Below are 25,862 nucleotides of genomic sequence, written 5' to 3'. Positions count from 1 at the left end.
CGCCTGGGGTGAGCCCGAGGGCGCCGGAAAGCGCTCGCTCCGGCGCACCGCGATCACGTCGTGCGGCTGCGCCAGCGATTGCGGCGTCCATGGCCACGATCATGCCGGCGCCTGGACGTCGAAACTGACGATCGCCGACCTTAAGGGTTTCTTCGGCGCGCTTGGATGCTCCTGCTGGGCGGTGTGAAGGCACGCAAATCATGCATGAACACCAAAACGGGCAGCTCGGTCGCTGCCCGTTTTGGTGTTTGGCTGGAGCACATGCAATGCGCTTCTATTGTTGCAAAAAATGCAATTAAATAGTAAATATTGATGCAATTGTTGGTAGGGAACTTCCCGGTCAATATCGCTCTATCAGACGAACCACATAGCCGGTTTCAGAGACAGCGACGATCGCAGGAGCAAAAATGATCCATCACCCGACCTCTTCAATCCGTGGGCATTTTGCCGAAGTCATCGCGGCTCCCGCCATGCGGACCGCGGCGCTGCTTGCCCTTTGCGCCGCCTACATTCAGGGGCCGCTTGCCAAGATCTTCGACTTTGATGGCGCGATCGCCGAGATGGCGCATTTCGGTCTTCATCCGCCGGCGTTCTTCGCGGTTGCTGTCATCGGCTTTGAGCTTGCGGCTTCGGCCATGGTGGTATCAGGCATCCTGCGTTGGGCTGGCGCGCTGTCACTCGCGGGGTTCACTCTTCTTGCAACCTTCATTGCCCTTCGCTTCTGGGAAATGGCACCGGGCGTGGATCGCACGATGGCCGGCAATGCCTTCTTCGAGCATCTCGGCCTCGCCGGCGCATTCGTCATTGTCGCCGCAATCGATCTGACAAAAGGAGATCGCAAATGAGCGACAAAAAATCTGTCGGCGGAAGCTTCGCTCCCCTGGCTCAACCGGTTTTCGCGGTCCTTTGGACGGCCACAGTCCTGGGCAATACCGGCAGCTTCATGCGTGACGTTGCCAGCTCGTGGCTCATGACTGACCTGTCCGCTTCAACTGCCGCAGTTGCGATGGTGCAGGCGGCGGGAACCTTGCCTATTTTCCTGCTCGCCATCCCGGCCGGTGTGCTCACCGACATCCTCGACCGGCGCAAGTTCCTGATTGCTGTTCAGATCTTGCTTGCGTCCGTCAGTATCAGTTTGATGGTTCTGGCGCAGACCGGAATGCTCTCCGTCAGCGCACTGATTGGTCTGACCTTCCTCGGCGGCATCGGTGCGGCACTGATGGGGCCGACCTGGCAGGCGATCGTTCCAGAACTGGTCAAGCGAGAAGACGTCAAAAGCGCCGTGGCGCTGAACTCACTCGGGATCAATATCGCACGATCGATCGGCCCCGCGGCAGGCGGACTTTTGCTTGCCGCGTTTGGCGCAGGCGTCACTTATGGTGCCGACGTGGCCAGCTACATCATCGTCATCGCCGCGCTTCTCTGGTGGCCACGGGCAAAAAGCGCCAACGATGCGTTGTCTGAAAACTTCTTTGGCGCATTCCGTGCCGGTCTCCGCTACACCCGCGCCAGTCGTCCACTGCATGTCGTCCTGCTGCGTGCCGCGATCTTTTTTGCCTTTGCGAGCGCGGTCTGGGCACTTTTGCCGCTGGTCGCCCGCCAACTCCTGGGTGGGGACGCAAGCTTCTACGGCATTCTGCTCGGCGCTGTCGGTGCCGGTGCGATCGCAGGAGCATTGGTCATGCCGAAGCTGCGTGACCGGCTGAGCGCCGATGGACTGTTGCTCGGGGCGGCCGTTGTCACCGCGATCGTCATGGCCGTACTTTCGCTTTCCCTCCCGAAGTGGGTTGCCATCATCGCCCTTCTGTTCCTCGGTGGCGCATGGATCACCGCGCTGACAACCCTCAATGGCGCAGCACAGGCGGTTCTCCCCAACTGGGTGCGTGGTCGCGGTCTCGCGGTCTACCTCACCGTTTTTAATGGGGCGATGACCGCCGGCAGCCTTGGCTGGGGTGCAGTTGGCGAAGCAGCGGGTATCCAGGGGACGCTGCTGATCGGCGCTGCCGGACTGCTTGCCGCCGGCTTCATCATGCACCGACTGAAGCTGCCAGCCGGCGATGTGGATTTGGTGCCTTCGAACCATTGGCCGGAACCGCTTGTTGCCGAACCTGTCGCTCATGACCGTGGTCCCGTCCTGATCCTGATCGAGTACCAGGTCGAAAAACATCACCGCCGCGCCTTCCTCCATGCGCTCGACACGCTCTCCCAGGAACGTCGCCGCGATGGTGCCTATGGCTGGGGCGTGACCGAAGACTCCGCCGACCCGGAAAAGATGGTTGAGTGGTTCATGGTGGAATCCTGGGCGGAACACCTTCGCCAGCATCAGCGGGTTTCCAACGCCGACGCAGACTTGCAGGGCAAGGTTCTGACCTATCACAAAGGCCCGGAGAAGCCAGTGGTTCGACACTTCCTGAGCATCAATCGGCCTGGTCAGGCCTGATGTGACGACATCGGGGAGGGGAGCGCAATGCTCCCCTCGTGTTCGTGGGGAACCGTTTGGTTCGGAGCGGCCGCCGCAAGACCCCTTGCTCAAAACCTCAGCCCACCTGTTCTGCGGCGCAACCGCACCGTCAAAGGTTTGAGCCGGCTTCCGTCGAGGGCATAGATCACGTCTAGCGCCTCTCGCACTGAGTTGCCGTAGGTGCCGCCTTGCGCCGCCCCGGCGCGGACCCTGAACTTGCCCTTCATGAATTCTGGCGTGTCGAATGACTTGGACGAACCGGTCACCCGAGCCGCCTCGTCTCCAATCTCCTTCTCGGTCGCCACCGGCACATCACGCATGAGCGCTCTGTGGTGGAAGCCAATCAACGGATGAAGAAGGAACGGAAGGCGGCGTTTCCACATACGTTCGTGGCATGTCTGTCATTGTTAAAAAGACTTGGTTAGGGACCAGGTCCCTTTTCTCGGTAGAGGCCGGTGCCGCCGGTTGCCGTCTTCTATCTCTTTTGGACAGACAGCGCCAAACAGGCGAGACACCATCGTCACGCCGAGGAGGAAAGGACAGCCGTTGCGAGTACCTCAAGGCGTATTCCGTTGGAGAGAAGATCGACTACGACGGTGGCACGAACCGGATAAGGTGCAGTAAAGAACTCCCGGTAAATCCTATTCATGCCGCCTGCATCCGCCTTATCCGTGAGATAGGCCTGGATCTGCACAACATCGGCAAGTGTTCCGCCGGCCGCTTCGAGCGCCTGTTGGAGGTTCAGGAACACCTGGCGTGCCTGTGTCTCGATGTCACCGGTAATGGGTTCGCCCGTCGTCGGATTCTTTGCAATATGCGCGGATCGCACGATGCGGCCTGCCTTGACCGTAGCGCTCAAAGGCGCCTTTGACGAAGCGATACCGGTTTCGACTTTCTCAAACATGATCGGCCACTTTAAGCTCTGTTGCCGAGAACGGCGTGGGCAAGGATTTCGATGCGAAGGCCTTCGGCCAAAAGCTCCTTTACCACCACGGTCGCACGCACCGGATAGGGCTCCTTGAAGAACTCGGCGTAGACCTTGTTCATTCCTGGTGCGTCCGATCTTTCAGTGAGGAAAACCTGAACCTGCACGACATCGGCCAGCGTGCCGCCCGCAGCACGGATCGCGATGTCGAGATTTCCAAGCGTTCGGCGCGTCTGGGTTTCGATGTCACCTGTGACGAGGTCGCCATTCACCGGGTCTTCGGAAATATGGACCGACCAGACGAGATTGCCGGCGCGCACGACCTCGCTGACTGGCGCGTCTGAGGGGTCTGATCCGGTATCGATGGCTTCAAACATTTTGTTCTCCAAGAAAGTAAGGCTGCTCATTCGGGCCGCGCGTCGAAGCGGGTCACGAATTTCGTGTTGAGATAGCCGTCAAAGGTTTCAGTCCCACCTTCGCTACCATAGCCGCTGTCGTTGATGCCACCGAAAGGCGTTTCGGGTAGCGCCAGGCCGAAGTGATTGATGCTGACCATCCCGGCGGCAAGCGCTTTTGCGGCGTGCTGGGCTTGACTGCTGGAGGCGGTGAACACGTAGGACGCAAGGCCGAAAGGAAGGCTGTTGGCGCGCCGCATCACGTCGTCAAAACCAGAAAAAGGCGTGACGACCGCAATGGGTCCAAAGGGCTCCTCGTTCATCAGCCGCAACGCGTCGGAACCACCGGCAACCACCGTCGGCGCATAGAAAAAGCCGGCGTCGCCGATGCGACTGCCGCCGGTCACGATCTCCGCTCCCCGTTCGCGGGCATCCTGTACGAAGCCTTCCATAGCCGTGACCCGGCGGGCGTGGCAGAGCGGACCCATCTGCACTCCTTCGGCAAAGCCATAGCCAACCTTCGTGGCGGCCACCTTGTCGGCGAAGCGCGCTAGGAAACGGTCATACGCTCCTGTTTGAACGTAGAAGCGGGTCGGCGAAACGCAGACCTGTCCGGCATTGCGGACCTTTTGCGCGGCAAGCGCGTCGGCAGATGCTTCAACGTCGGCATCGTCGAAGACGATAGCCGGAGCGTGGCCGCCAAGCTCCATCGTGGAGCGCTTCATATGGCGGCCTGCGAGCGAAGCAAGCAGCTTGCCGACTTCGACGGACCCCGTAAACGAGATCTTCTTCACCTCGGGCGCCGAAAGCAGCGTTTCGGAAATATGCGAAGACGATCCCCAGACGATATTGAGGCAACCGTCCGGCAGACCCGCCTCCTGCATAAGCCGGCCGATCGCGACCGTGGAGGAGGGCGATTCCGCCGGCCCTTTGAGGATTATCGTGCAGCCGCTTGCCAAGGCTGCCACGACCTTGCGCAGTGCCTGGCTAAACGGGAAATTCCAGGGGGTAAATGCGATGCAGACGCCGACGGGTTCGCGCGTGACCGCCTGCTGTACACGTGGATCTCGCGAAGGGATAAGGCGACCATAGATGCGCCGCGCTTCCTCCGCATGCCAATCGGCATGGTCGGCGGCAAATCGGATCTCACCGATTGCTTCCGTCAGCGGTTTGCCCTGGTCAAGCACCATGTTGCGGCCGACCTCCTCGGCGTGCGTGCGAGCAAGATCGGCGAAGCGCCGCAGGATCTGCCCGCGGTCGAGCGGTGAGCGATCCTTCCAGCTTCCGAACGCCCGCTGCGCGGAGGCGACGGCCGCCGCTAGGTCGGCGTCGGTGGCGCAGGGCAAATAGCCGATGACCGCTCCGCTTGCCGGGTCGATGACCGCGTCCTGCCCCTCGGTCTCGTAAATCCAGCGGCCGCCGATCAGCATGCCGAGCCGTTCATAGGAATGTGGCGGACGGGTGGACATGTCGATCTCCGGCATCACGCGATGTAGCCTTGGCTGCGCGCCCACGAAAGCGTGTCGTCGAGAGCAAGCTGCATGCGTGCCATGAGATCGTCGATCTGCTTCTCGTTGATGATCATGGCCGGGCACAGGCTCACCATGTCGCCAAGACCACGCGTGAGGACGCCGCGCTCGGTTGCGAACTTGCCGGCATGGTTGGCGACCTGCCAGGCAGGTGGGAAGTTCTCTTTCGTTACCTTGTCCTTGACGAATTCGAGGCCCGCGACAAGACCCACACCGCGGGCTTCACCGATCAGCGGATGTTCGCCAAGCTTTCGAATGCCCTCCTGAAAGCGCGGGCCGACGGCGCCGACGTGGGAGACGATGTCTACCTCCTGGTAGATAGTCAGGGCCTCCAGAGCCACGGCCGCGGCGACCGGATGACCACCATAAGTAAAGCCATGCGAGAATGTTCCGATCTTGCGGCTCTGGTCGAGGAGGACGTCAGAGATCGTCTCGTTGATCATCAGCGCGGAGATCGGCATGTAGGCGGCCGAAAGCTGCTTTGCGCAACTGATCATGTCCGGTTTCAGCCCGTAGGTTTCCGACCCGAACATGTTACCGGTACGCCCAAAGCCGCAGATGACTTCATCTGCAACCAGAAGGATGTCGTACTTCTTCAAGACCGCCTGGAGTTTTTCGAAGTAAGTCTTCGGCGGTGTGATCACTCCCCCAGACACCATGACCGGCTCGGCGAAGAAGGCCGCCACCGTTTCCGGACCCTCTTCGAGGATCATAGCCTCGAGATTGGAGACAAGCCGGGTTGCAAAATCTTCCTCGCTCTCACCAGGTTCTGCAAACCGCCAGTAATGCGGGCAATCGGTGTGGAAGATGTTGGCGATCGGCAGATCGAAATCACGGTGGTTGAACGGAAGACCCGTGAGGCTTGCAGTTGCCACCGTTACGCCATGGTAAGCCTTGCGGCGCGAAATGATCTTCTTCTTCTCAGGCCGTCCGACCGCGTTGTTGTAGTACCAGACCAGCTTGATCGCCGTGTCGTTCGCTTCGGAACCGGAACCGGCAAAGAAGACCTTCGACATGGGTACCGGCGCCATTTCGAGCAGCTTCTCTGCAAGGCGGATACCCGGTTCCGTCGATTTGTGGGCGAAGGAATGATAGAATGGCATCGTCTTCAGCTGCCGCGTCGCCGCTTCCACCAAACGCGGCTCGCTGAAGCCGAGCCCCGCGCAGAAGAGGCCAGCAAGACCCTCGATGTAACGTTTTCCCTGATCGTCGACGACGTAAATGCCCTCACCACCGGTGATTACATGCGGCCCCACTTCCTGGTGAACCGCAAGGTTGGTGTAGGGGTGCACGAGACTTTGCCGGTCCAGGGCGTGAAGGGAGTTGGGACGGTCGTTCATGGCAGGCTCCAGGGTATGCTTGATTGCGCTTCGCGATTGTCAGGCGATGACGTGCACATCTTCGCTGCGCCAGGTGACGTGGCACTCGGAAGCACCGTCGAGCCTTCGTGCATCGACGCCGGGCACGCGCATGCGGATCGCTTGCGCGCCGAGTTTGCCGATGACCAGCAGGTTGTCACCATAGTTGATAGTGCTGTCGATCTTCATCGCCTGGCAGCTTGGGTCCGCTCCATCGGCGAGGCGGATCATCTCGGGGCGCAACAGCAATTCGGCTTTGCTGTTGCGGTCACCGCCTGCAGCTTTGGTGTCGACGACGCCGACTGGCGTCTCGTAGCGGCCATCGCCAAGCGAGGAAGCTCCGAGGATGTTGCTGTCGCCGATGAACGAGGCAACGAAGTGGGTCTTCGGCGCGAAATAGATCTCGTTTGGGGTGCCTACCTGCTCGATGCGTCCCTCGTTGAAAACGGCGATCCGGTCCGACATTGTCATGGCTTCCGACTGGTCGTGGGTGACGTAGACCATGGTGACGCCGAGGTCGCGGTGGATGCGTTTCAACTCCACCTGCATGTGCTCGCGAAGCGCCTTGTCGAGCGCGCCGAGCGGTTCGTCGAGCAGAATGATATCGGGCTCAAAGACAAGTGCGCGGGCAAGGGCCACACGCTGTTGTTGTCCGCCGGATAATTCCGAGGGAATGCGTCTCTCGAAACCTTGCAGGCCGACCTTGGCCAGCGCCTCCCGCGAGCGCCGTTCTTTCTCGGCCTTCTCCACACCGCGCATGCGCAGGGGAAAGGCGACGTTGTCGGCAATCGTCATGTGCGGGAAGAGGGCGTAGTTCTGGAAGACCATGCCGATATTGCGCTTGTGCGGCGGCAGCTTGTCGATGGCGCGTTCGCCGAGCCGGATTTCTCCGCTCGTCGGATGCTGGAAGCCGGCAATCATCATTAGCGTCGTGGTCTTGCCGGAGCCGGAGGGACCAAGGAAGGAGACGAACTCGCCAGCCTTGATCTCGAGCGACACGTTGTCGGCCGCCATATGCTTGCCGTCGTAGCTCTTGTTGACGTTGCGGAGTGTGAGAGAACGGGCGTTCATGGCTGTGCTCCTTGATCAGGATGCCGCCGCAGCGGTGTTGGTGGCGCCGTTTTCGAGCGGCTGACGTGTTGTCCCGGACCGGCGGCGCACAAATTGCGGCGCAAGCCAGACGCAGACGCCAGCCAGAACGAGCAGAAACAGGAAAGAGGATGCCGCCGAGATGGTCGGGTCTGCCTCCTGGCGGACGGCGTTGAACATCTGGCGCGGCAAGGTCGCCCTGTCGCGGCCGGAGATGAAGAGCGCGATCACCGCTTCGTCGAAGGAAGCGATAAAGGCAAAGAGACCGGCGACGGTGAAGGCGGGACGCAGGATTGGGAAGGTCACCAACCGGAATGTCGTGAAGGGCGACGCGCCGAGGTTCATGGCAGCCCGCTCGACGGACCGGTCGAACCCTTTGAGTGCCGCCGTCAGGATCAGGGTCGCCATCGGCATGGCGGTGCAGCTATGGGCAAGGATGACGCCAAGGTAGCTCTGCACGAGGCGAAGTTGACCGAAGTACATGTAGTAGCCGAGCGCCATGACGATGGTCGGCACGATCATTGGCAGCATGATCAGGAGATTGAACAATTCACGGCCGAGGAAGATATGCCGCACCAGTGCGAAGGACGCGGGGATGGCAAGGCAGAGCGTCACCAGTACCGTTCCAAGACCGATGATGACGCTGTTGATGAGCGGCTCAGTCCAGTTGGGGTCCGAGAAGAAGTTGATGTAGTTGGCAAGCGTGTAGCCGGGCGGCGGGAAGGTTAGCGACGCAGCCGAGCTGAACGACATTGGGATGACGATGAACATCGGTGCAGCGACAAAAAAAGCGATGAGGAGCGCAAGCGCGCGAACGAACGGGTTCATCGGCCACCTCCTGCCCATAGCCGGTCAAGTCCGAAGAAGCGGTTGTAGAGCGCGTAAACTGCGAGCGTCAGACCGAGCAACACGATCGAGATTGCCGAGCCAAGCCCGAAGTCGAGTGTCTGTTCGATCTGGTCGCCGATGATACCTGCGATCATCTGGTCGCGCGGGCTGCCGAGCAGCACGGGCATCACATAGAAGCCGAGGCAGGAGATGAAGACGAGCGTGCAACCGTTGACGATGCCCGGTGCCGAAAGCGGCAGATAGACTGCGAGGAAGGCACGAAGCGGGCTCGCGCCGAGGCTTTCCGCAGCGCGAACATAGAGAGGATCGATGCGCTTCATGACCGAGAACAGCGACATGGTCATGAAAGGAATGAGCGCATGGGTCATGGCAAGGGTTGCGCTGAAGGTGGTGAAGAGTAGCTTCGGCGCAGGATCGAAGCCGAGCCAGGTAAGGAGTGCCGTGACCGGCCCCTGATTGCCGAGAATCACCATCCAGGCATAGGTGCGCACGAGATAGCTCGTCCAGAAAGAAAGGGCGACCACGGTCAGGAGAAAGGTGGCGAAGCGTTTGGATCCGTTGGCCGCAGCATAGGCGAGCGGATAGGCGAAGAGGAGCGCAAGAGCGGTGACCAGGAAGGCGGTCCTGAACGTCTGATAGAGCACGGACGCAAACAGGCTCGAATGCAGAAGCCGTGCGAAGTTCTGCAGGCCGACCACCGGCTGCGAGATGCTCATCCAGCCCACATAGGCAAGCGGCACCAGGAAGAATACCGCAAGGAAGACCGCTGCCGGGGCCATCAGCGGTATCGGCCCCTCCGCAATGGGCGAAAACGATCTCTGTTTCATGTCAATGCTCTCTCAGTACCCTGATCGGTAAACCCCGATCTTCATGCCCGTGGCGTCGGGACGCCCCCGTGGCAATGCACCTGTCTTAAGATCCTCCCGGTTTCGTTTCTCACGGAACCGGGAGGCTTGCATCAAAGGCCGACCCAGCTTTCGAACCGGCTGCTCAGCTCGTCGATCTGCGCCGTCAGCTTGGCGCCATCGAGCATGACGGCGCGGGCGAGGTGATCGGGATAGGTCGGCATGGTCTTGGCCACCTCAGGTGGAATGAAATCGAACGATTTCGGGTTCATCGGGCCATTCTGGTCGGCGATGCAGAACTTCGCGAGCCCTTCTGCATTCTGGCCGATATGGCTGATCAGCTTGAAGCCGTTTTCGGCACGCGGGCTATCCTTGGCGACGATCCAGCACGCCTGATCGACGATCGCCTGGTCCCAGACGATCTCGATCGGCTCTTTCGAAGCCTTCTTCGCGCCGGCGGCATCGCTGTCCCAAAGGCCGGCCATGTCGACCTCGCCGTCGGTCAGGATCTGGCGGGCCTGCGGGCCTGCCGTCCACCAGACACGCACGTTGTCCTTGACCTTGTCGAGCGATGCGAAGGCGCGGTCGAGATCATACGGGAACAGCTGGTCGGGGGAAACGCCGTCGGCGAGCAACGCGATTGCGAGAACGCGGGCGGCGTGGCGCTGCAGGCTGCGGTTGCCCGGGAATTTCTCGACATTGAAGAAGTCGGCCCAGTTCTTCAAACCATCCGGGTACTTCGTCTTGTTGAACGCGAGCTGCGTGGCAAAGCCGTGGGTCGAGAGGCCGTTCTCATAGATGGCGCCCTGCCAAAGTTTGGACGCATCGACATGGTCTCCGAGCGTTTCCAAGAGGCCGGCTGCATTCGCACGGGCGACGTCGGCGACGCCCAGCGTCGTGACGTCGAATTCGAAGACGCCGGTCGTCTTTTGCGCAGCAAGCTTGGCGAACGAGATCGGCGAGACCGTGCGGATCTCGATGCCGGTGTCGGCCGTGAACGGATCGAAGAGGAACTTCTTGACGGAAACTTCCCAGTCGCCACCCCAGGTGTTGACATAAAGTACATTGTCCGCAGCACTTGCGCGGCGCACGAGGGGTGAGGCAAGCATGGCGGCCCCAAAAAGGCCAGCACCGAGCACTGCGCGTCGCGACATCGGTATTACCGACGCTTTCTTGAACGTGTCCATTCGTTGTTCTCCTTAGTCGAACGGTCGTTGATTGCTGTTCCCCGTGGCCGCTCGCGAGCCTGGCGGCGGCCCTTCTTTCGTTGGAAATTCGTTTCCCTAATCGGTCAGTCGGCGCGGAAGACCTCACCGTAAAGACGCAGCCAGTTGCCTCTGAGGATCTTGTTCGCCTCTTCCTGATTGAAACCGACCCGAAGAAGCGCCGGCGCCACGTCCTGAAGGTTTTCCGGTTTGAGTAGCCATTCCGGCTTCGGCACCGCACCAGGCGTGGCCGCCGAACCCGCGCCGTACTGAACGGATCGTGTCCAGCGGCCCTTTCGCATCCAGTCGTAGTCACGCTGGGTGTGGTTGTGGGAAATGTCGGTGCCGATGCCGACGTGGTCGATGCCGGCGATATCGACCGTGCGGGCCACCATCTCGCACCAGCCGTCGACCGTGGCGCAGGCGCTGTCGGGCGTGATGTTGCGGTAGGCAACGCAACCGATCACACCACCGCGGGCGGCAAGCGCCTTGATTACGCGGTCGGACTTGTTGCGCTTGTGCTCAAAGAGCGAGGCGGCGTTGGCATGAGTGATGGCCACGGGCTTTTGCGACCATTCGATCGCGTCCAGCGTCGTCTTGTCGCCGACATGCGACAGATCGACCAGCATGCCGACCCGGTTCATTTCGCGCACGACGTCCCGGCCGAACCGGGCCAGGCCGCTGTCATTTTCCTCGTAGCAGGACCCACCGAGTTCGTTCTGGTTGTTGTAGGTGAGCTGGACAACGCGCACACCAAGTTCGGCAAAGAACTCCACATAGGCGATGCGGTCTTCGAAGAGATTGGAGTTCTGATAGCCGAGCACAACAGCGAGCTTTCCTTCCTGCTCGGCGCGCTCGATATCGGCGGCGGTGCGGGCGATCAGGACGATGTCGGCGTTCTCACGCTCCATGTCGCGCCAGCGGGCAAGGGAATCGAGCGATTCCATTGTCCCCTCCCAGAAGCCGAGCGTCGGGGTGACGGCGCTGTAGCCGCCGCGTTGCAGGGCCTGGAAGGACGAGCGGTCAAAGTGGCCGCATTGCAGAGCATCGATGATCATGGTTATTCCATTCAGTGTTTGCCGGAAGCAGCGCTCTTGGGCGCGTCGGCCAGAAGCAGGGAAAAATCGGTCTCGTCTTCGTCCTGGCGGCCGATGACCTTGCCGTCGGCCTCGACGATGATCGGGCCGGCATGGCGACGCGAAAGATAGCTGTCGGGCGCAAGGGCTTCCGCCGAGCGATGGTAGAGTTCCCACCAAGTCGCGGCGTCGACGGCAACGCCATTGCGGCGGATCTTGTCGAGAAGGGCGATTTCATTGGGATCAGGCGCTTGTGTGATTGCGATAGCCGCGCGGTCGACGTCGACGGCGACTGTTGCCTTCAGGCTGAAGCGCTGCGCCAGTGCCTCGATGACTTTGAGTTCGCCGATGTCTTTGGCGTTACGCACGGTGACAACGCCGCTGCCGCCTGTCTTCATGTTTTCGACCGCGAGCTCGAGCGCTGCATCGGCGGCGAGCCAGGCATGCTGGCCGCCACAGTCGATGACGGGGTCGCCCGATACGTCGAGTGACAGGGCCTTTGGGGTGGCCTTGCTGATCGTCTCGAGCGTTGCGGTCAGACGCGAAAAGCCGCCAAGACCGAGGGCCGCAGAGTAGACGGCACAATCCCTAAGGGCCGGGACGAGGCCGCTTTCGATGCGCGTGACCTGGAGGAGACGCTCGAACACCATGCGCATCTCGCGCAGGCTCACAGTCATCGAGTTCGAAAGGTTGGACTGGCAGGTGCTCACAGGCTTGGCTCCGCAGGATAGAACCACAGCGCGTCGGCGTTTCCAGAAGCAATGTCTTCGGGAAGAGGCGCGCCATGAAACAGGACGCCGCGCAGGTTGCGGTCGAGGAAGTCGCGTGTCTTGTCGATGCCGTGAATGCCGACATTGAGAAGGCGGGTGATATGGGCTGGCGTAAACGAGCCGCTCATGATGTCGGCGTGCGGCGAATGCAGGCTGGTGCCGGCAAGCGCCTGGACGCGGGTGACGATGGCGCGGTGCTGCGGATGGGCGAACAGGAAGCGCGCCGTGCTGAGGTTGGGGTCAACCGCAGAAAGGTCGCGGTCCAGCGCCACCACGAGACGTGGCAGGTCGAGGCCGAGATTGACGACATCGTGACCGACCTCTGTTGCAAGGCCGCGACGCGGTTCTTCCGCGATCACTGACTTGTACCAGACGTAGCGCTCGGCGGCCGGCACCTCGAGATTAAGATTGAACGCCCATGCATAGTCATTGCGAACCAGGTCGCGCAGCCGGTGGACCGGCATTTCCGGGCGCCCCGTCAATTCTTCATCGATGACCAGGCCCTCGACCAGGGCGTCGGCTTCATCGGGCACGAGTTCGATCAGCAGCGAATGAAGGGTTTCCATCGCCTCCGCGTGCACGCGGCCCTCAAGCGAGGCCGCAAGCTCTGCGAAGGGCTCTGCCTCGAACCGGTTGCCCGCCTGCCAGCGTTGCAGAAGGTCGGCGACAGCGCGCCGGATGGTCTGCAGCTCTTCAGCAAGCACATCGGAGCGCGTGAAGTTCTCGTAGGCCGCACGGTCCTGGCTGCGGAAAATGATCGCCTTGTCGACGAGGGCAAGCAGCTTGGCAATCTCAGAACCTGAGTCATCAGGAAGTACCGCCTTGGCTCGCGCAATGGCCTCTTCGCGAATAAAGAGCCAGCGTTCGATCAGCCGCGGGTGGTTGTTGACGAAGAGCATCAGGCCGAGAGCCGAGCCATTGCCGACGCCGAGGAAGCGGCGAAGATCCTTGGCCATGTCGGGTGCCTGCGGCGAGCCGAGGCGGACAAGATGCTGCAGCAGGTCCTGGGCAAAGACGCGCATCATGTAGGCGCACAGCATTTGCGCGGCGAGCGACCAGCGCAGGGGGTGATCTTTTTCAAAGGCAAGGAATGTCTTGGTTCCAAACGTGCCGTTGCCGTCGAGACCTGTGTTGCGCATGAGGTAGCAGGTCTGCGCCAGCTCAGCGACGTCCGGCTGCCTTCCTGACGCAAGCGCCTGGCGTGCACTCTCGAAGAAGCGACCGCTTCGGTTGGAGCGGCACCAAATGAGCGTGCCGGCTGTGGCGCGTCCCTCATAGAGCTTGGGAAGTTCAGCGCGCGTCGTCTCGAAATCGGCCCGGCTCATATCGCCTTCGACCAGCGCGCCCATCATGTCCCAGGCCCGGCCAATGATGCGGCCGGTGCGGCCGTGGGGTGAGGGCTCAAAGGAATAGACGGGAAAGCTGAAGCGCCATCCGCCAATATCGATGCGGTATTCAGCGACACCGTTGCCCTTCTCATCGATCTCGAAGCGCTTGCACTGGATTTGCCAGCGACCGCGGATTGCCTGGCTGAGCAATGCGCGCGATGCGCTGACACGCGACGGCTGGATCGCGGCCAGGCGTTCGGGCGCCATCATTTCTCCGGCTGAACGCATTAGCCGCGCGATGCGGTGGGTGTCCGATTCCGGAGCAGGACGTCTAAGGGCAGTCATTTATTGGTCTCCTCGCATGCGTCCAGAGCTCGCCGCCGCTGCCGCGACGACGATCCCAGCGCATTTTTCAGTGTCAAAACCTTGGAACGGGCCCGAAAGGGCCAGTGCTCCAATGCACTCGCCCTGCGCATCCAGGATCGGGGCGGCCACAGCCGAGACAGTGCGCGGGCCCTCGACTTCGGAAATTGCGTATCCCTGCTGGCGAACCAGCGTCATCATCTCGTCATCGGGCAGGCTCACGCCCTGCACCCGAAGGCGCTCGATGATTTCCGGGCGTGCATGCGAAGCGAGGACGCGGCCAAATGCCGTGCGATCGAGTCTCAGATGCGCACCAACCTTGAGGTCGGCCCGAAGAACACCGCGCGATTCCACCCGGCGAACGATGACCGCATCCTTGCCATCGAGGACAGCAAGCGAAGCCGTTTCACCGCTCTGCGTCACCATTTCCTCGAGAACCCCCGCAAAGCGCGCGCCGAGATTGGACTGCTCCAACGCCATCGCTGCGTGACTGACGACCCGCAGTGTCAGCCGGTAGCGACCGTCCTGCGTCTGCTCGATCCAGCCCGCTTCGACCAGCGTGACGAGGCGCTGGTGGGCAGCGCCTCGGGCTTCTCCGAGCTGCTTGGCGACCTCGGCCAGCCGCATCGGTTCCGCGGCGGCCGCGACACAGTCGAATGCAGCAAGTGTCTTCAGCACGGATGAAAGGGGGCGGACTGCCATTCGAAATTTCTTCCTTTTTCCTATTGTCCAACATTAGAAGACGTTGTATACTTATGTTGGACGATATGTTGATAACTGTCAACTTGGGAATCGTGTGGCTGGGTGAAAAAATATCTGCGCCCGAGCGCGCTCGCGGCTGACCAGGCGCTAACAGTTTGAATGTGGCAACATCTTCGGCGAACCCACGCAATGCACCGCTCGTTGCTGGGCCGGGAATTGGGGCTGGCTTGTAGGCGGACCACTTCTCATAGACATCAGGACCGGTACCCACATTGGCAAGGCAAAGGCCACCCGAACCACCAGGTAAACTTCTGCGGCCGGTTGCGCCGCTTCCGCTGGAGCGAACTCAAAACTGGCTAGGACATTGGGGCAAGGTCAATCGTCGATGATCGGTCGTGAGTGCCGGGTGCCGGCGGCATTTGGGGTGCGCCTTTTGACGCGATCACAAAAGCGGCTCCGTGATGAAAAGGGATCCACCGCAAAGTAGAAGGGATCGACGTCCCCTCAGCAGTTCTATTGAGCAGCGGCCCAGCTCGAACTGCGGACAGAAGCAAGCTCGGCGAGGGATCGGCCTATAGGGACTGACGCAAAACCTTCGTCAGTGACGTCGGCCCCCTATGGATGATTAAGCCTCCGCGACGGGCGGAGGCTTAATCAAGGTGCGCGTTCGATAAATGGAGGAATTGCGCGGCAATAAGACCAGCACGAATCTCATTTAACGTGTGCTTTGTGGTTGCGCAATTACAGGTATATTGTTTCAAGTGGGGTGCTCAAAAGCAATGGATTTTTAGGGGTTCTGGCTAATCAATTCGAGTTACGCAGCAACCGCCGGGCTATTTCAAGATTTCACGATCGGCCAGCCGGCGTCCAGCGGAGTCGGCATCATCGGTGAACTCCCAGGGGATGGAGAGGGGCCTCTGACTTCGGCAACATACACCTCGTGGCCGAAGTGTGGATCCTGGCTCAGGTCCTGACCGTCAAACCGATCTATGAATTCTTCAAGGTCGGTCTGGTGCGAGAAGCCCATCGCAACGGCAGACATGTTTTCGATTTCGCCGCCTTGATCCTCATAAGTCGCGCTCACTTCGAGGACACCTAGCCGATCGAAGTTTGCTTGCATGTGAAATGAAAGCCAAACTAGATATTCTAGCGGATAGCCGGGATTCCCTGCATATGTAGCGACATAGGGATAAGCCAAACGAAATCGTTCGGCCAACGCTTCGCCATCGGAGGCAAAGACGAGAAGATCGCTTTCCTCGTCGACGTCGTGAAGTTCGATCGTCAGATCGTGTTTGCGCAAAGCGACGTACGCGCCAAGTCGGTCAGATGGTAAGGATGTGAATATGATGTCGCGCCATTTTTGAACGGCTTCATCGAGATCGGTGCGGATCAAAAACATGAAGCATCCTCAGCAAAGCCATCCCATGATCAAGAGCTTGGAGCCGTGCATAGTACAATTCCAGCTAGTAGATATTAGATAGATCTAAACTTCAAGCTTGGCAGGTTGTTTCCAGAGTGTGGACATTCAACAGTCGTTAGCGAGGTCGTGAATCGTATAAAACGTTACAGAAGATCGGATAATCGATCGACCGGAACCGCCGCGCGACTATCCGCGCAAACCGTTTGCAATGCGCGGAGATCGGAAGCGGACACCCAGGCCGGGAAATCGTCGCCATTCCGCAATTCAGCGGAGCGGCTTGCCGGCGGTGGTCCCAGTCCCAATCCCCCTCGGCTGGCCGGCGCTGTGCTGTCCTGCGGCGACCCTTTTGACCGGTCAAGCCGCGCGCGAACTGGTTCTGGCCGCGCGGCGCGGAGGACGCCTGGCGCTAAATCTGGGGGGAGCTACGCAATCCCGCGTTCGCCCATAAATCAGCCGCTGCGTTTGATCGAGAGACATCCGTCATCGAGTAAGCCGGAATTCCCCGCTGAAACTGACTAGGTGTTGGTGAAGCCGGTCGATGACCGCTGCTCGAGGACTGGCCCGGCGCTCTATAAGGCAGATCTGGCGGTAGATTGGCGGCTCGCCAAAGGGCACCGCGACCACCTCGCCGCCGGCTTCTTTTAAGGCGCTCCAGGGCGCGATTGAAAACTCCGAGTCCATCGACCACGCAGGCGACGACCGCTGTGATCGAGTCGATCTCGGCAATGACATTCGTGACGATCCTTTTGTCGGGCGGCCCTTCCTCTACGCAGCGGTTGTCGCCGGCAGTCCAGCTATCCGTAAAGCTATCGACATCCTAAAATCGGAAATCCATCAGGACATGGCGCTCCTCGGAGTCGTGGCGATAGATGACATCGATGGCTGTTTTGTCGTTCGCCCTGATCGCCTCGCGTGACGGTTAACGCGTGATTGCAGTAAGCGCTGTAGGTGGCGGTCGGGGTCTTGCCCAACGCAGCCAATGCCGCAGCTGGAGTCAATTGACGAAACGAGCTTATATTAGTGAGCAACGTCACCACCTCGTCTTCGATCGCCTGGCATTTGTCGGTGTATTCAGCCTTCAGCGGTTCATCAGACATGGCATGCTCGCTCAACTCATTGCGAGTGACTACAGCTAGGCCGTAGGCTTCGATCAGAGTGCTCAATGCCAGAAATCGCAATTCTGAGAGCTGTTTGCGGTGTCGTGGCAGCCGTATCATGAGGCGTGCTCGGCCGATTTTCTCGAAGTCCAATGGCTGTCGCCTCTCAGATCCAGGATCCGTCATTGTCCTCCACAAAATTGCCGATAGCAACGTCAATCCAAGCACGTGGACTAATGGTCGCCGATCGCTTCAAGAGATTGGATGCAGTAGCGATGCCTGATAGCTTATTCAGAAGCGTCCCCTGACGCCAACCTTTGCGCCCGCAGATGTCTCGCCGTCGCCTTCGATGTTGAATAGCAGACCGGTGTCAATCGACCAGCTCTCCCCAGTTTGCAGGGACAGGGCGGCCGAGAACGAACCGAAGAGGCCCGCCCCATCAAGGCCGGAGTATCCGAGCGTGCCGCCGAGTTTGGGTGTCAGGATCCTGTCGTTATCGAGGGTGAACGGCCGGGCGATCTCCGCCCCCAGGCTCACCCTCAGCTGCTCTTCGGTAAAGCCCTTGAGGTCGATCTCGTCGCCGGTGCCATTCCTCACCCCGTAGTCATCAACCGTTTCAGAGAAATAGACGGCCCGCAGCGCCGGCGTAAACACCGTTGCATCATCAAGCTGCCATTGCCCCTTGACCGCCGTGTCCAGCAGAAACCGGCGCGTGTCGAACGTGCCGTCAAGGGCAGTCGTGTCGATGGTGTTGGACGAGCCGCCATAGAGCAGGCTCGAATCCCAGAAGATGCCCTTGCCGAGTTCGAAGGAGGCATAGGGACCGGCCAGCCAGCCATCGCCGAACAGCTCCGCATCCTCGTCGGTCGGGTCGGTCATCCGGTCGTAATGGAAGGACACGCCGAGCAGTGCTGTCTCCGACAGCAGATAGTCTGCGCCAAGCGAGACCATGCCGAAGTTGCCCCACCTGTCGTCGTCGTCCTTGCGGCGGTGCATCAGGAACGTGCTGTCGAGCCAGATGTTGAAGGGCGAGGCTTCAGCCTGGTCAACCCCATCGGCCCTGTCGCGCGCGGCCTCCATTTGGGCAAGGCTGGTGGAAAAGCCGAGTGTGACGCCATCGGTGGAAGGTGTCATGCGCGTGGTGACCGTGTCCGTTCCTACGGCCATCCGCCGCCGGTCGAGCAGACCCGGCACCTTGATGGTCGAGGCGATCAGGTTCTGCCGCGTCCGCACGAAGTCACGCACGAGCGCATCGATCTCCGCGGCATGCCCGGACGCATCGAAGGCGAGATTGTAGGTCACGGTCCCGGTGTTGGAAGTACCAAGCGCACTGACCATGCGGAAGCCGACGCGCACCTGGCCGGAGTAGGCCCTGTTGGGCGTGAATTTCAGATACCAGCCAACCGGGGCGGCGACCGGACCGACCTGTGCCAATTCGCCCTGGATGATGGATGCCGTTCCGGCTTGGGCCGGCTCTACAAAGATCGTCTCGGCCGCTGTGAACGGGCCGCCCGTGGCGCCGCGATTGAGATAGACATCAGGCGGTGCCGATCCGGCCGGGACATCGACCACTTTGTCGGCGACCGTGATGGTGCGAGCTTGGACTTTCACGGTATAGCTGGCCGTTCCCGTTGCGCCGTTGGTGTCACAAACCTCGATCGTGAACGAGTAACTGCCTCCGGCGTCGGCGGCCAACGGGCCGGTCAGCTGACCGGTTGAAACGTTGAGGACCACGCCGTTAGGCAAAGCGCCGGATGCAAGGCGATAGAGCATTGGGCCGGTTCCGCCTTTGGCGGCGATCGGCTGGCTGTAGTCCTCGCCGGCCATGGCTTCCGCGAGCGCTCCAGCGGGTGGCTCGAAGGTGAAATCGACTGGAGCCGCTGCAACCACGATCGAATAGCGCGCGGTTCCCGCAGCGTTGTTGGCATCTGTCGCCGTCACGGTGAAATCGTGGTTTCCGGCCCGGGTTGGAGTGCCGCCGATCGCGCCGGTCGCGCCGTCGAGCTCGAGGCCCGCAGGAAGCTGGCCCGATGTGATCGCATATCGATAGGGCGCGCCTCCGGCCGAGGCGGTGACGGTGATGCCGCTATAGGCGCTTCCGGCGGTTCCACTCGCCAGTGCACCAGCCGGCGGCGAGAAGGTGAGCGTCGGTGCTGTCACTGTGATCGCCACCGTTGCGGCAGGGGAGGTGCCGGTGGCGTTGGTGGCCACATAGGTGAAGCTGTCGGAACCGGAATAGCCCGGTGTCGGGGTGTAGGTGATCGCCAGTTCCGACACGGCGGCCGTGCCGTGCGCCGGCTGGGCGCCGACGGCCACGGAATTCGCTGGGCCGCCGGTGAGATCGAGCCTGATCGGGTTGGCTGCGGAGTTTGCTGCGACAGTCGCCCGCACATCGTTGGCTGTCGGAGCCTGGAGGACGATGGCGATCGAGTAGCTTGCGGTTCCCGTTGCGTTGTTGGCGTCGGTCGCCGTCACGGTGAAATTGTAGCTTCCGGCCGTCGTCGGCATCCCCGAAATGCGACCGGTGATGCCATCGAGCGCAAGGCCTGCAGGCAGTGCGCCTGAAGTCACGGCAGAGCGATAGGGCGCGGTGCCGGCCGACGCGACGAGGGTGACGTCATAGGCTGTCCCGACGATACCCTCGGTCAACGTGCCCGCTGAGGGCGAGAAGCTGAGGGTGGGGGCGGTGATGGTGATCGTCACCGTCGCCGCCGTGGACGTGCCGGTGGCATTGGTGGCGGTGTAGGTGAACCTGTCGGAGCCGGAATAGCCCGGTGTCGGGGTGTAGGTGATCGCCAGTCCCGACACCGAAGCCGTGCCGTGCGTCGCCTGCGTGCCGATGGTCAGAGTATCGGCGATCCCGCCGCCGAGATCTGGTGTGACGGGGTTGGCCGTGGAGTTCGCTGCGACCGTTGCGCTCACATTGCCGGTGGTCGGCGCCTCGACCGCAATGGCGATCGAGTAGGCTGCCGTCCCCGTGGCGTTGTTGGCGTCGGTGGCCGTGATCGTGAACGGGTAGTCCCCGGCGGTCATCGGCGTTCCCGATATGAGGCCGGACGCTGGATCGAGCGTCAACCCGTCCGGCAGCGTGCCGTTGACGGCGTAGATGTAGGGGGCGGTGCCGGCTGATGCCGCGACCGTGACGCCGCTGTAGGCGGTTTTGGCGGTACCGCCGGGCAAGGCGCCGGCCACGGGCGAGAAGCTGAGGGTCGGCGCAGAAACGGTGATGGTCACAGTCGCCGCATTCGACGTACCGGTGGTGTTGGTGGCGGTGTAGGTGAAGCTGTCGGAGCCGGAATAGCCTGGTGTCGGTGTATAGCTGATCGCAAGTCCCGAAACTGAAGCTGTGCCGTGGGATGGCGACGTCCCGATGGCCAGCGTATCGGCAACCCCGCCGCCGAGATCGAGCGCTACCGCGTTCGCCGTGGAGTTTGCCGCGACCGTCGCGCTCACATCGCCGACGGTCGGCGCCTGGACCGCGATCGCGATCGAGTAGGCCGCTGTCCCCGTGGCGTTGTTGGCGTCGGTGGCCGTGACCGTAAAGGTGTAGTCTCCAGCGGCCGTCGGCGTTCCCGAGATAAGACCGGACGCTTGGTCGAGTGTCAGCCCATCGGGCAGCGTGCCGTTGACGGCGTAGGTGTAGGGCGCGGTGCCGGCTGCGGCCGTGACGGTGGCGCCACCATAAGCGGTCGCGGCCGTTCCGCCCGGTAGGAGCCGGCGGCGAGAAGGTGAGGGTCGGCGCAGAAACGGTTATCGTCACGAGCGCGGCGGCGGACGTGCCGGTGGTGTTGGTGGCGGTATAGGTGAAGCTGTCGGAACCGGAGTACCCAGGTGTCGGAGTGTAGGTGATCGCGAGTCCCGATACCGAAACCGTGCCGTGCGTCGGCTGCGTGCCGATGGCCACTGCGTCCGTCGCACCGCCATTGAGGCTGAGCGCAATCGGGTTCGCCGAGGAGTTTGCTGTAACCGTCGCAGTCACAGCGTCGGCGATCGGCGCAGGCTTCGGTGTGACCGAATTGGACGCATTGGAGGCCGGACCGGGGCCGATGCTGTTCGTGGCCGTGACTTTGAATGTGTAGGCCGTGCCGTTGGTAAGGCCCTTCACGGTGATGGGACTTGATCCGCCGGTTGTTGCGGCACCACCCGGATCAGTCGTCACGGTATAGCTGCTAATCGGTGTGGTTCCGGTATTCACAGGGGCGGTGAAGCTGACCGTCGCCTCGCCGTCACCCGACGCAGCGCTGACGGCGGTAGGAGCATCCGGAACTGCGCCCGCGCGATTGACGACGATGTCGTATGTCTTCTTGGTGACGGCGTCCTGTGCCGTAACCAAGATGCTTATGGCGTTGTCGCCGACTTGTAGGTTGACGGGAAGGCTGCCCGGCGCCGTGATGACGGTCCCGTTGACCGAGACGACGGCGCTGGGATGTGCGTTGGCCGGCGTGACGGTGATGGTGGAAACGCTATTGCCCACCGCGACCGTGTAGCTGGTGGTAGCGGCGTCGAAGACCGGCGTGAGCGTGCCACTCGAAACGCCTATGTCCGAGAGGCTTGCGTCGCTCGAGGGCGGCGCGACGATCATGGGCGTGCCGCCGGTGAACCCACCGGTCATCTCGTTGCCGGCGCTATCCTTGATCCCTGTGCCGATGGACAGGCTGAGAGCCAAGGTGCCGTCTCCCGAAACATCCGCCAGATGAACTTGATAGGCCGATCCCGATCCCGACACACTGTCAATCGTGCCTTGCGCCGTTCCTGTTTTCACCAGGTTGAACTTGCCAATGTCTACGGCCGTGACCGGTTCGGAGAATACCACGTCGAATACCGTACCCGTTGCAGCGGGATTGATTGACGCGACCGTGGGCCGGACGCCATCGATCCTGATGCCTGATGTGTCGGCAATATTGCGAAGTGTGATATCTGCATCCACTAGGCGGTTGTAGTCCGTGATCGTTGCCCCCCCGCGCGCCATTGACGAGATTGCGATTCCGTCTTCGTCGAGGTCGTTTTCGGCAACCGTGTAGGAAAACGTCATGGTGTTAAAGACGGCGCCGATCAGGTTGATCCGCCGCTCGACAGCCCCAAAGACAGCCTTCACGTACGGCCCCCGTTGCTAGCGATGTGCTGATCGAACTCCACGTCGAACATCAGCGTGGCGCCGATCGCGTAGGTTCGTGCGGGCGTATTGAGCGGCTTGACGGCGGTGACAACCGGCGCGGCGACATAGGTATAGCCGTTTGCGCGCGTCACGGAACTGTTGCCCACGGTCGTCACGGTCACATCGGCCGGGCCGGCCGCTCGTGCCGGTGCAGTGGCGGTAATCCGGGTGGCACTATCGACGGTGAACGTGGTGGCGGGAACGCCGCCGAATGCAACGGCACTCACGCCGATGAAGTTGGTGCCGGTGATGGTCACGGATTGTCCACCGGCGGTGCTTCCGATGTACGGCGCAACGCTCATGATCGTGGGCGGTGCGGCGCGGGTGACGACCACCAAATAGGTCCGCTTGATCGTGCGGTCCTCGGTCATGACAGTGACGGTGAGCGTATTATCGCCAACATTGAGTGGCACCGCGGACGATGCACCCGACACAGCGCTGGCCCCGTTGATCTTCAACGTCGCAGTGCTTCCAGGGGTGGACGGTGTCACGCCAAGGGTGGACACGCTGTTGGCCACGGTGGCCCTATAGGTCGTTGTCGCGGTGTTGAAGGCCGGCTCGAGATTGCCGCTCGACAGCGTGAGACCGGAAAGAACGGCGTCCAGCGGGTTGCTCTTCGTGACGCAGACGACGTCCATACGCCAGGGAGAGGTCGTCTGGCTATAGTTTATGGCTTCGACATAAATGCCGCCTAGGACAAGGTCCTGCCCGGAAAACGACGCGGATTCATTGCCAGTTACAACGCCGCCATCATAACTGGCCTCGATATATGGGGTTCCACTTCCCGCAAGCGCATTGAAATACGCGCTCTCCCAAAAGGATGGATTGCGGATCAGATCGATATGAAGCTGATCCGTCGCATGAAAATCGCTATTGGGATAGGCCTTCGTGAGAAATCCGACGTCCTTCCCGTTCAGATCAGCAACGATATTCTCGCACCCTTTCGACCCGGCGAACGCTTCTCCCGCAACCGCCACGAGGCCGGAAAAAAGGAAGATGAGGGCTGTCAGCAGCCGAATTTGATTGCGCCGAAACCCCTGCGTCTTTTCAGCCTTCGGCACAGCCTCCACCGGCGTGCCGATGCACTTTCGCTCGCGGCTGCCGTCAGACGGCATCGTATCGTGGGTGATGCCGCTTGCCACACGAACGGCTCGGTTGCAGGAGCGTGCGGACGTGGCCGATCGATAGCTTGGCATGACGGATTTCTCTCAACAAAAACCGCGCCATGGCAGGCGCGCTTCGTGTTAGCTCGGAGAAAGTGCCGCCTTCAATTGTCGGAGGCGGGCAGACGTGGAAATGCGCACCCCGTGCCAATGACCCTGCGTTTACTGCCAGATCGGCTGTCTCGCCACCACACCCAACGCTTGTCGCAGAGGTCCCTATCGCCCGATCAGGCCGATCCATTGTGACCAGTCGGTCGCCGACAATCCGGGTGAGAATTTCAGCAGGGCCGGATGGTGCGCCGAAAGATGGCGTAGCTCCCGCGGCGACAGGCCGAATTCGCGGCGAAATGCGCGGCTGAAATTTGCCGCGTTGGTAAAACCATGGGCCAAAGCGAGGTCCGCAATCGCGACATGTCTATAATCCGGCGATCGAAGGTTTACGAAGGCGCGCCGCAGGCGCTGCTGCGCCAGGAAAACCGAAAATCCCCCAACCTGTTCCAGAAGGCGGTAGACCGTTCGGCGCGACAGCCCGAATGCGGCCATGACACGCTCTACGGTCAGATCGGGTTCGAGCAACTGGTCAGTTATGTAGCGCCTGACCGCGATCGACAGCGCATGGCCGACGCTTGCTGCATTGCCTTCGCTCGTCTGGCTGTTTATCGCAGCGCCGGCAAGATCAAGCAGCGGAGACAGGACCGCTTCCGCGTCGCCGACGGAGATATGATCCAGCTGCTTGTGAAGGCTGCCGAGCGTGTCCCTCAGGAGCGAAACTAGCGGCATTCTCGCCGGCAGGACCAATTCATGACTGTCGTTCGGGCGCTTCAGACGGGGAGCTAGCATCTGGCGAGGGATGACGAGGCTGAGATGCTCGTGATCGATCGTGGATGTGGCGAGGGGCTGAGCCATATCGATCACATAGAGGTCGCCAGGGCGGGCGACACTGCCGGAGGTTCGACGGCTTCCACTCTCACCACTGAGATAGAACTGTACGAGATACCCATCCATGCCGTCCCGGGCGATTTTGTAACGGGATCGATCGAAATCCTGGCTTGTTGATCGGGTGCGTGCAACGCCGACGCCTCCGATCAGGGCCGCATCGACACTGGCAAAAAATGGGTCTTCGGTCGGCGCCCGAAGCCGCGTATCGAACAGTACGCCGATCGACTCACGCCACATCAGATGGGCGTCTTTCTGCCGCATGGTGGTGGTGTCGAATCGAGACCGTGGCAATCCCAAGTGCTCGGTATGGGCGACCTCAGAGCTTGCAGTCGTTTCAAATGACGGGTTCATAGACTTCATTCATTGCGGCGCGGGCTTGCGTGCAAGGATCTGCACGTTCCGACTGATTTCTAATGAAATCGCAAGTTATTGAAAACTTCCGGCAAAGCAACCGCAGGCGGTGGCATCGCGGCTTGAACTCCGAGAGGGTTGGGTCGGCGATCGCGTGACCAAGGGGTCGGGAGCCACTGACGCGTCCGCACCAGCACATATGCTTTCAACGCACGTTGGGATGGTAGCAAACTGTGATCATCCGTGAAGAACAGTCTGTTCTGATGTGATCAAGCTCGTAACCGCAACTGAGATGCGGAGGCGAGAGCGTCGAGTCGCGCTCCCGGGATGCCATATCAATGATCATCGCCAGGTCTGGAGCCCGCGGGTCCCCACGAAGAACCGATCGCCCCATGGCCTTGGCGAGGCGCGGCCGTTCGTTTCGTCGCAAGGCGGGATTCCAGTCGATACATTGTGCGATCTCTCTGGAATCGCGGCACAAACAGGGATTGCCTGATGCCGAGAGAAGGGCTCTGCGAAGTGCGCCGCGGCTGCTTGCAACGCCTGCGAAGGTAGTCTCTGAAACGATCAGTTGCGCCGCCACGCTACCACAAGCGTCGCGACCTCGCCGCTTTCGTTAAGATCTACAGCCTCGCCAAGAGGTGGCCGCCGGCCAATTGTGCGATGTCCTGAAGGTGGGCCGGCGAGCTTGTCGCGTCCACGCCGTTCTTCCCTTTATAGAACGCCATATTTACGCCTTCTCTGCCGGAAGGCGGTTCCTTCGAGGGGAACCTGGGCATGTCCATCATCGCTGCTCTGTTCATCGCCGAGCTTCTGACTCCGTCAAGCTCGGCATCCTCGGC

Annotated in this window: 22 protein-coding genes and 1 pseudogene; 6 read left to right on the top strand and 17 right to left on the bottom strand. The window is 61.1% G+C overall.

Features of this window, described 5'->3' with window-relative positions; all coding sequences use genetic code 11:
* The 3 genes from IB262_RS30090 to IB262_RS30080 all read left to right on the top strand — a co-directional run.
* Positions 1-187: hypothetical protein (locus IB262_RS30090; RefSeq protein WP_192494099.1), on the top strand; the 187-nt coding region annotated here is incomplete at its 5' end.
* 220 nt (positions 188-407) lie between these two features.
* Positions 408-845 (top strand): DoxX family protein, encoded by a 438-nt coding sequence (locus tag IB262_RS30085; RefSeq protein WP_029742666.1) that lies wholly within the window; start codon positions 408-410, stop codon positions 843-845.
* Positions 842-2,440, top strand: coding sequence for an MFS transporter (locus tag IB262_RS30080; protein WP_029742665.1), 1,599 nt, complete (start codon positions 842-844; stop codon positions 2,438-2,440). Before IB262_RS30085 ends, IB262_RS30080 begins: the two co-directional genes overlap by 4 nt.
* Before the next feature lie 89 nt (positions 2,441-2,529).
* Here the strand turns inward: IB262_RS30080 and IB262_RS30075 are convergent, their stop codons facing one another.
* The 14 genes from IB262_RS30075 to IB262_RS30010 form a co-directional block, all read right to left on the bottom strand.
* Positions 2,530-2,781, bottom strand: a complete 252-nt coding sequence (locus IB262_RS30075; RefSeq protein ID WP_234798841.1) for a hypothetical protein — start codon at positions 2,779-2,781, stop codon at positions 2,530-2,532.
* Between the two features lie 200 nt (positions 2,782-2,981).
* Entirely contained in the window at positions 2,982-3,365 is a 384-nt protein-coding gene (locus tag IB262_RS30070; RefSeq protein ID WP_192494098.1) for a RidA family protein, read from the bottom strand.
* Positions 3,366-3,376: 11 nt separating this feature from the next.
* A complete protein-coding gene (locus IB262_RS30065) occupies positions 3,377-3,763 on the bottom strand; it encodes a RidA family protein (RefSeq protein WP_029742662.1) in 387 nt (128 codons plus the stop codon).
* Between the two features lie 26 nt (positions 3,764-3,789).
* Positions 3,790-5,250, bottom strand: a complete 1,461-nt coding sequence (locus IB262_RS30060; protein ID WP_192494097.1) for an NAD-dependent succinate-semialdehyde dehydrogenase — start codon at positions 5,248-5,250, stop codon at positions 3,790-3,792.
* Between the two features lie 14 nt (positions 5,251-5,264).
* Positions 5,265-6,650 carry an aspartate aminotransferase family protein gene (locus tag IB262_RS30055; RefSeq protein WP_192494096.1) on the bottom strand — a complete coding sequence of 462 codons (1,386 nt, stop codon included), beginning with the start codon at positions 6,648-6,650 and terminating at the stop codon, positions 5,265-5,267.
* A gap of 39 nt (positions 6,651-6,689) precedes the next feature.
* Complete coding sequence (locus IB262_RS30050; protein ID WP_060610079.1) at positions 6,690-7,739, bottom strand: ABC transporter ATP-binding protein; 1,050 nt, start codon at positions 7,737-7,739, stop codon at positions 6,690-6,692.
* Between the two features lie 15 nt (positions 7,740-7,754).
* On the bottom strand, positions 7,755-8,585 hold the full coding sequence (locus IB262_RS30045; RefSeq protein WP_192494095.1) for an ABC transporter permease: 831 nt from the start codon (positions 8,583-8,585) through the stop codon (positions 7,755-7,757).
* Positions 8,582-9,433, bottom strand: coding sequence for an ABC transporter permease (locus tag IB262_RS30040; protein ID WP_029742657.1), 852 nt, complete (start codon positions 9,431-9,433; stop codon positions 8,582-8,584). Before IB262_RS30040 ends, IB262_RS30045 begins: the two co-directional genes overlap by 4 nt.
* Positions 9,434-9,564: 131 nt before the next feature.
* The gene (locus IB262_RS30035; protein WP_192494094.1) at positions 9,565-10,638 is read right to left on the bottom strand and encodes an extracellular solute-binding protein; all 1,074 of its coding nucleotides are present in this window, start codon (positions 10,636-10,638) and stop codon (positions 9,565-9,567) included.
* 104 nt (positions 10,639-10,742) lie between these two features.
* Positions 10,743-11,714 carry a dipeptidase gene (locus IB262_RS30030; protein WP_192358773.1) on the bottom strand — a complete coding sequence of 324 codons (972 nt, stop codon included), beginning with the start codon at positions 11,712-11,714 and terminating at the stop codon, positions 10,743-10,745.
* Between the two features lie 11 nt (positions 11,715-11,725).
* Positions 11,726-12,442: a hypothetical protein gene (locus IB262_RS30025; RefSeq protein ID WP_192494093.1), complete on the bottom strand. Its 717-nt coding sequence runs from the start codon at positions 12,440-12,442 to the stop codon at positions 11,726-11,728.
* Positions 12,439-14,175, bottom strand: coding sequence for a hypothetical protein (locus IB262_RS30020; RefSeq protein ID WP_192494092.1), 1,737 nt, complete (start codon positions 14,173-14,175; stop codon positions 12,439-12,441). Before IB262_RS30020 ends, IB262_RS30025 begins: the two co-directional genes overlap by 4 nt.
* Positions 14,176-14,895: an IclR family transcriptional regulator gene (locus IB262_RS30015; protein WP_029742651.1), complete on the bottom strand. Its 720-nt coding sequence runs from the start codon at positions 14,893-14,895 to the stop codon at positions 14,176-14,178.
* A gap of 838 nt (positions 14,896-15,733) precedes the next feature.
* The gene (locus tag IB262_RS30010) at positions 15,734-16,294 is read right to left on the bottom strand and encodes a hypothetical protein (RefSeq protein ID WP_192494091.1); all 561 of its coding nucleotides are present in this window, start codon (positions 16,292-16,294) and stop codon (positions 15,734-15,736) included.
* A gap of 766 nt (positions 16,295-17,060) precedes the next feature.
* Between IB262_RS30010 and IB262_RS36780 the strand changes: the two are divergent.
* Positions 17,061-17,231 (top strand): annotated as a pseudogene (locus IB262_RS36780) (alpha-hydroxy-acid oxidizing protein); the annotation flags it as partial.
* Positions 17,232-17,703: 472 nt separating this feature from the next.
* Here the strand turns inward: IB262_RS36780 and IB262_RS29995 are convergent.
* Positions 17,704-20,991 (bottom strand): putative Ig domain-containing protein, encoded by a 3,288-nt coding sequence (locus IB262_RS29995; protein WP_348646941.1) that lies wholly within the window; start codon positions 20,989-20,991, stop codon positions 17,704-17,706.
* 266 nt (positions 20,992-21,257) lie between these two features.
* On the opposite strand from IB262_RS29995, the gene IB262_RS36110 reads away from it, so the two are divergent.
* Entirely contained in the window at positions 21,258-21,491 is a 234-nt protein-coding gene (locus tag IB262_RS36110; protein ID WP_246802749.1) for a hypothetical protein, read from the top strand.
* A gap of 459 nt (positions 21,492-21,950) precedes the next feature.
* Positions 21,951-22,109 carry a hypothetical protein gene (locus IB262_RS35745; RefSeq protein ID WP_210337731.1) on the top strand — a complete coding sequence of 53 codons (159 nt, stop codon included), beginning with the start codon at positions 21,951-21,953 and terminating at the stop codon, positions 22,107-22,109.
* 394 nt (positions 22,110-22,503) lie between these two features.
* Here IB262_RS35745 and IB262_RS36775 read toward each other — a convergent pair whose 3' ends face one another.
* Positions 22,504-23,709 (bottom strand): cadherin-like beta sandwich domain-containing protein, encoded by a 1,206-nt coding sequence (locus tag IB262_RS36775; protein WP_192494088.1) that lies wholly within the window; start codon positions 23,707-23,709, stop codon positions 22,504-22,506.
* A gap of 237 nt (positions 23,710-23,946) precedes the next feature.
* Positions 23,947-24,930: a helix-turn-helix domain-containing protein gene (locus IB262_RS29970; protein ID WP_192494087.1), complete on the bottom strand. Its 984-nt coding sequence runs from the start codon at positions 24,928-24,930 to the stop codon at positions 23,947-23,949.
* Positions 24,931-25,862: the final 932 nt, after the last annotated feature.

It is taken from the genome of Ensifer sp. ENS02 (genome assembly GCF_014851885.1).
Taxonomy (GTDB): domain Bacteria; phylum Pseudomonadota; class Alphaproteobacteria; order Rhizobiales; family Rhizobiaceae; genus Ensifer; species Ensifer adhaerens.
This window is presented reverse-complemented; position numbering and strand designations above follow the sequence as displayed.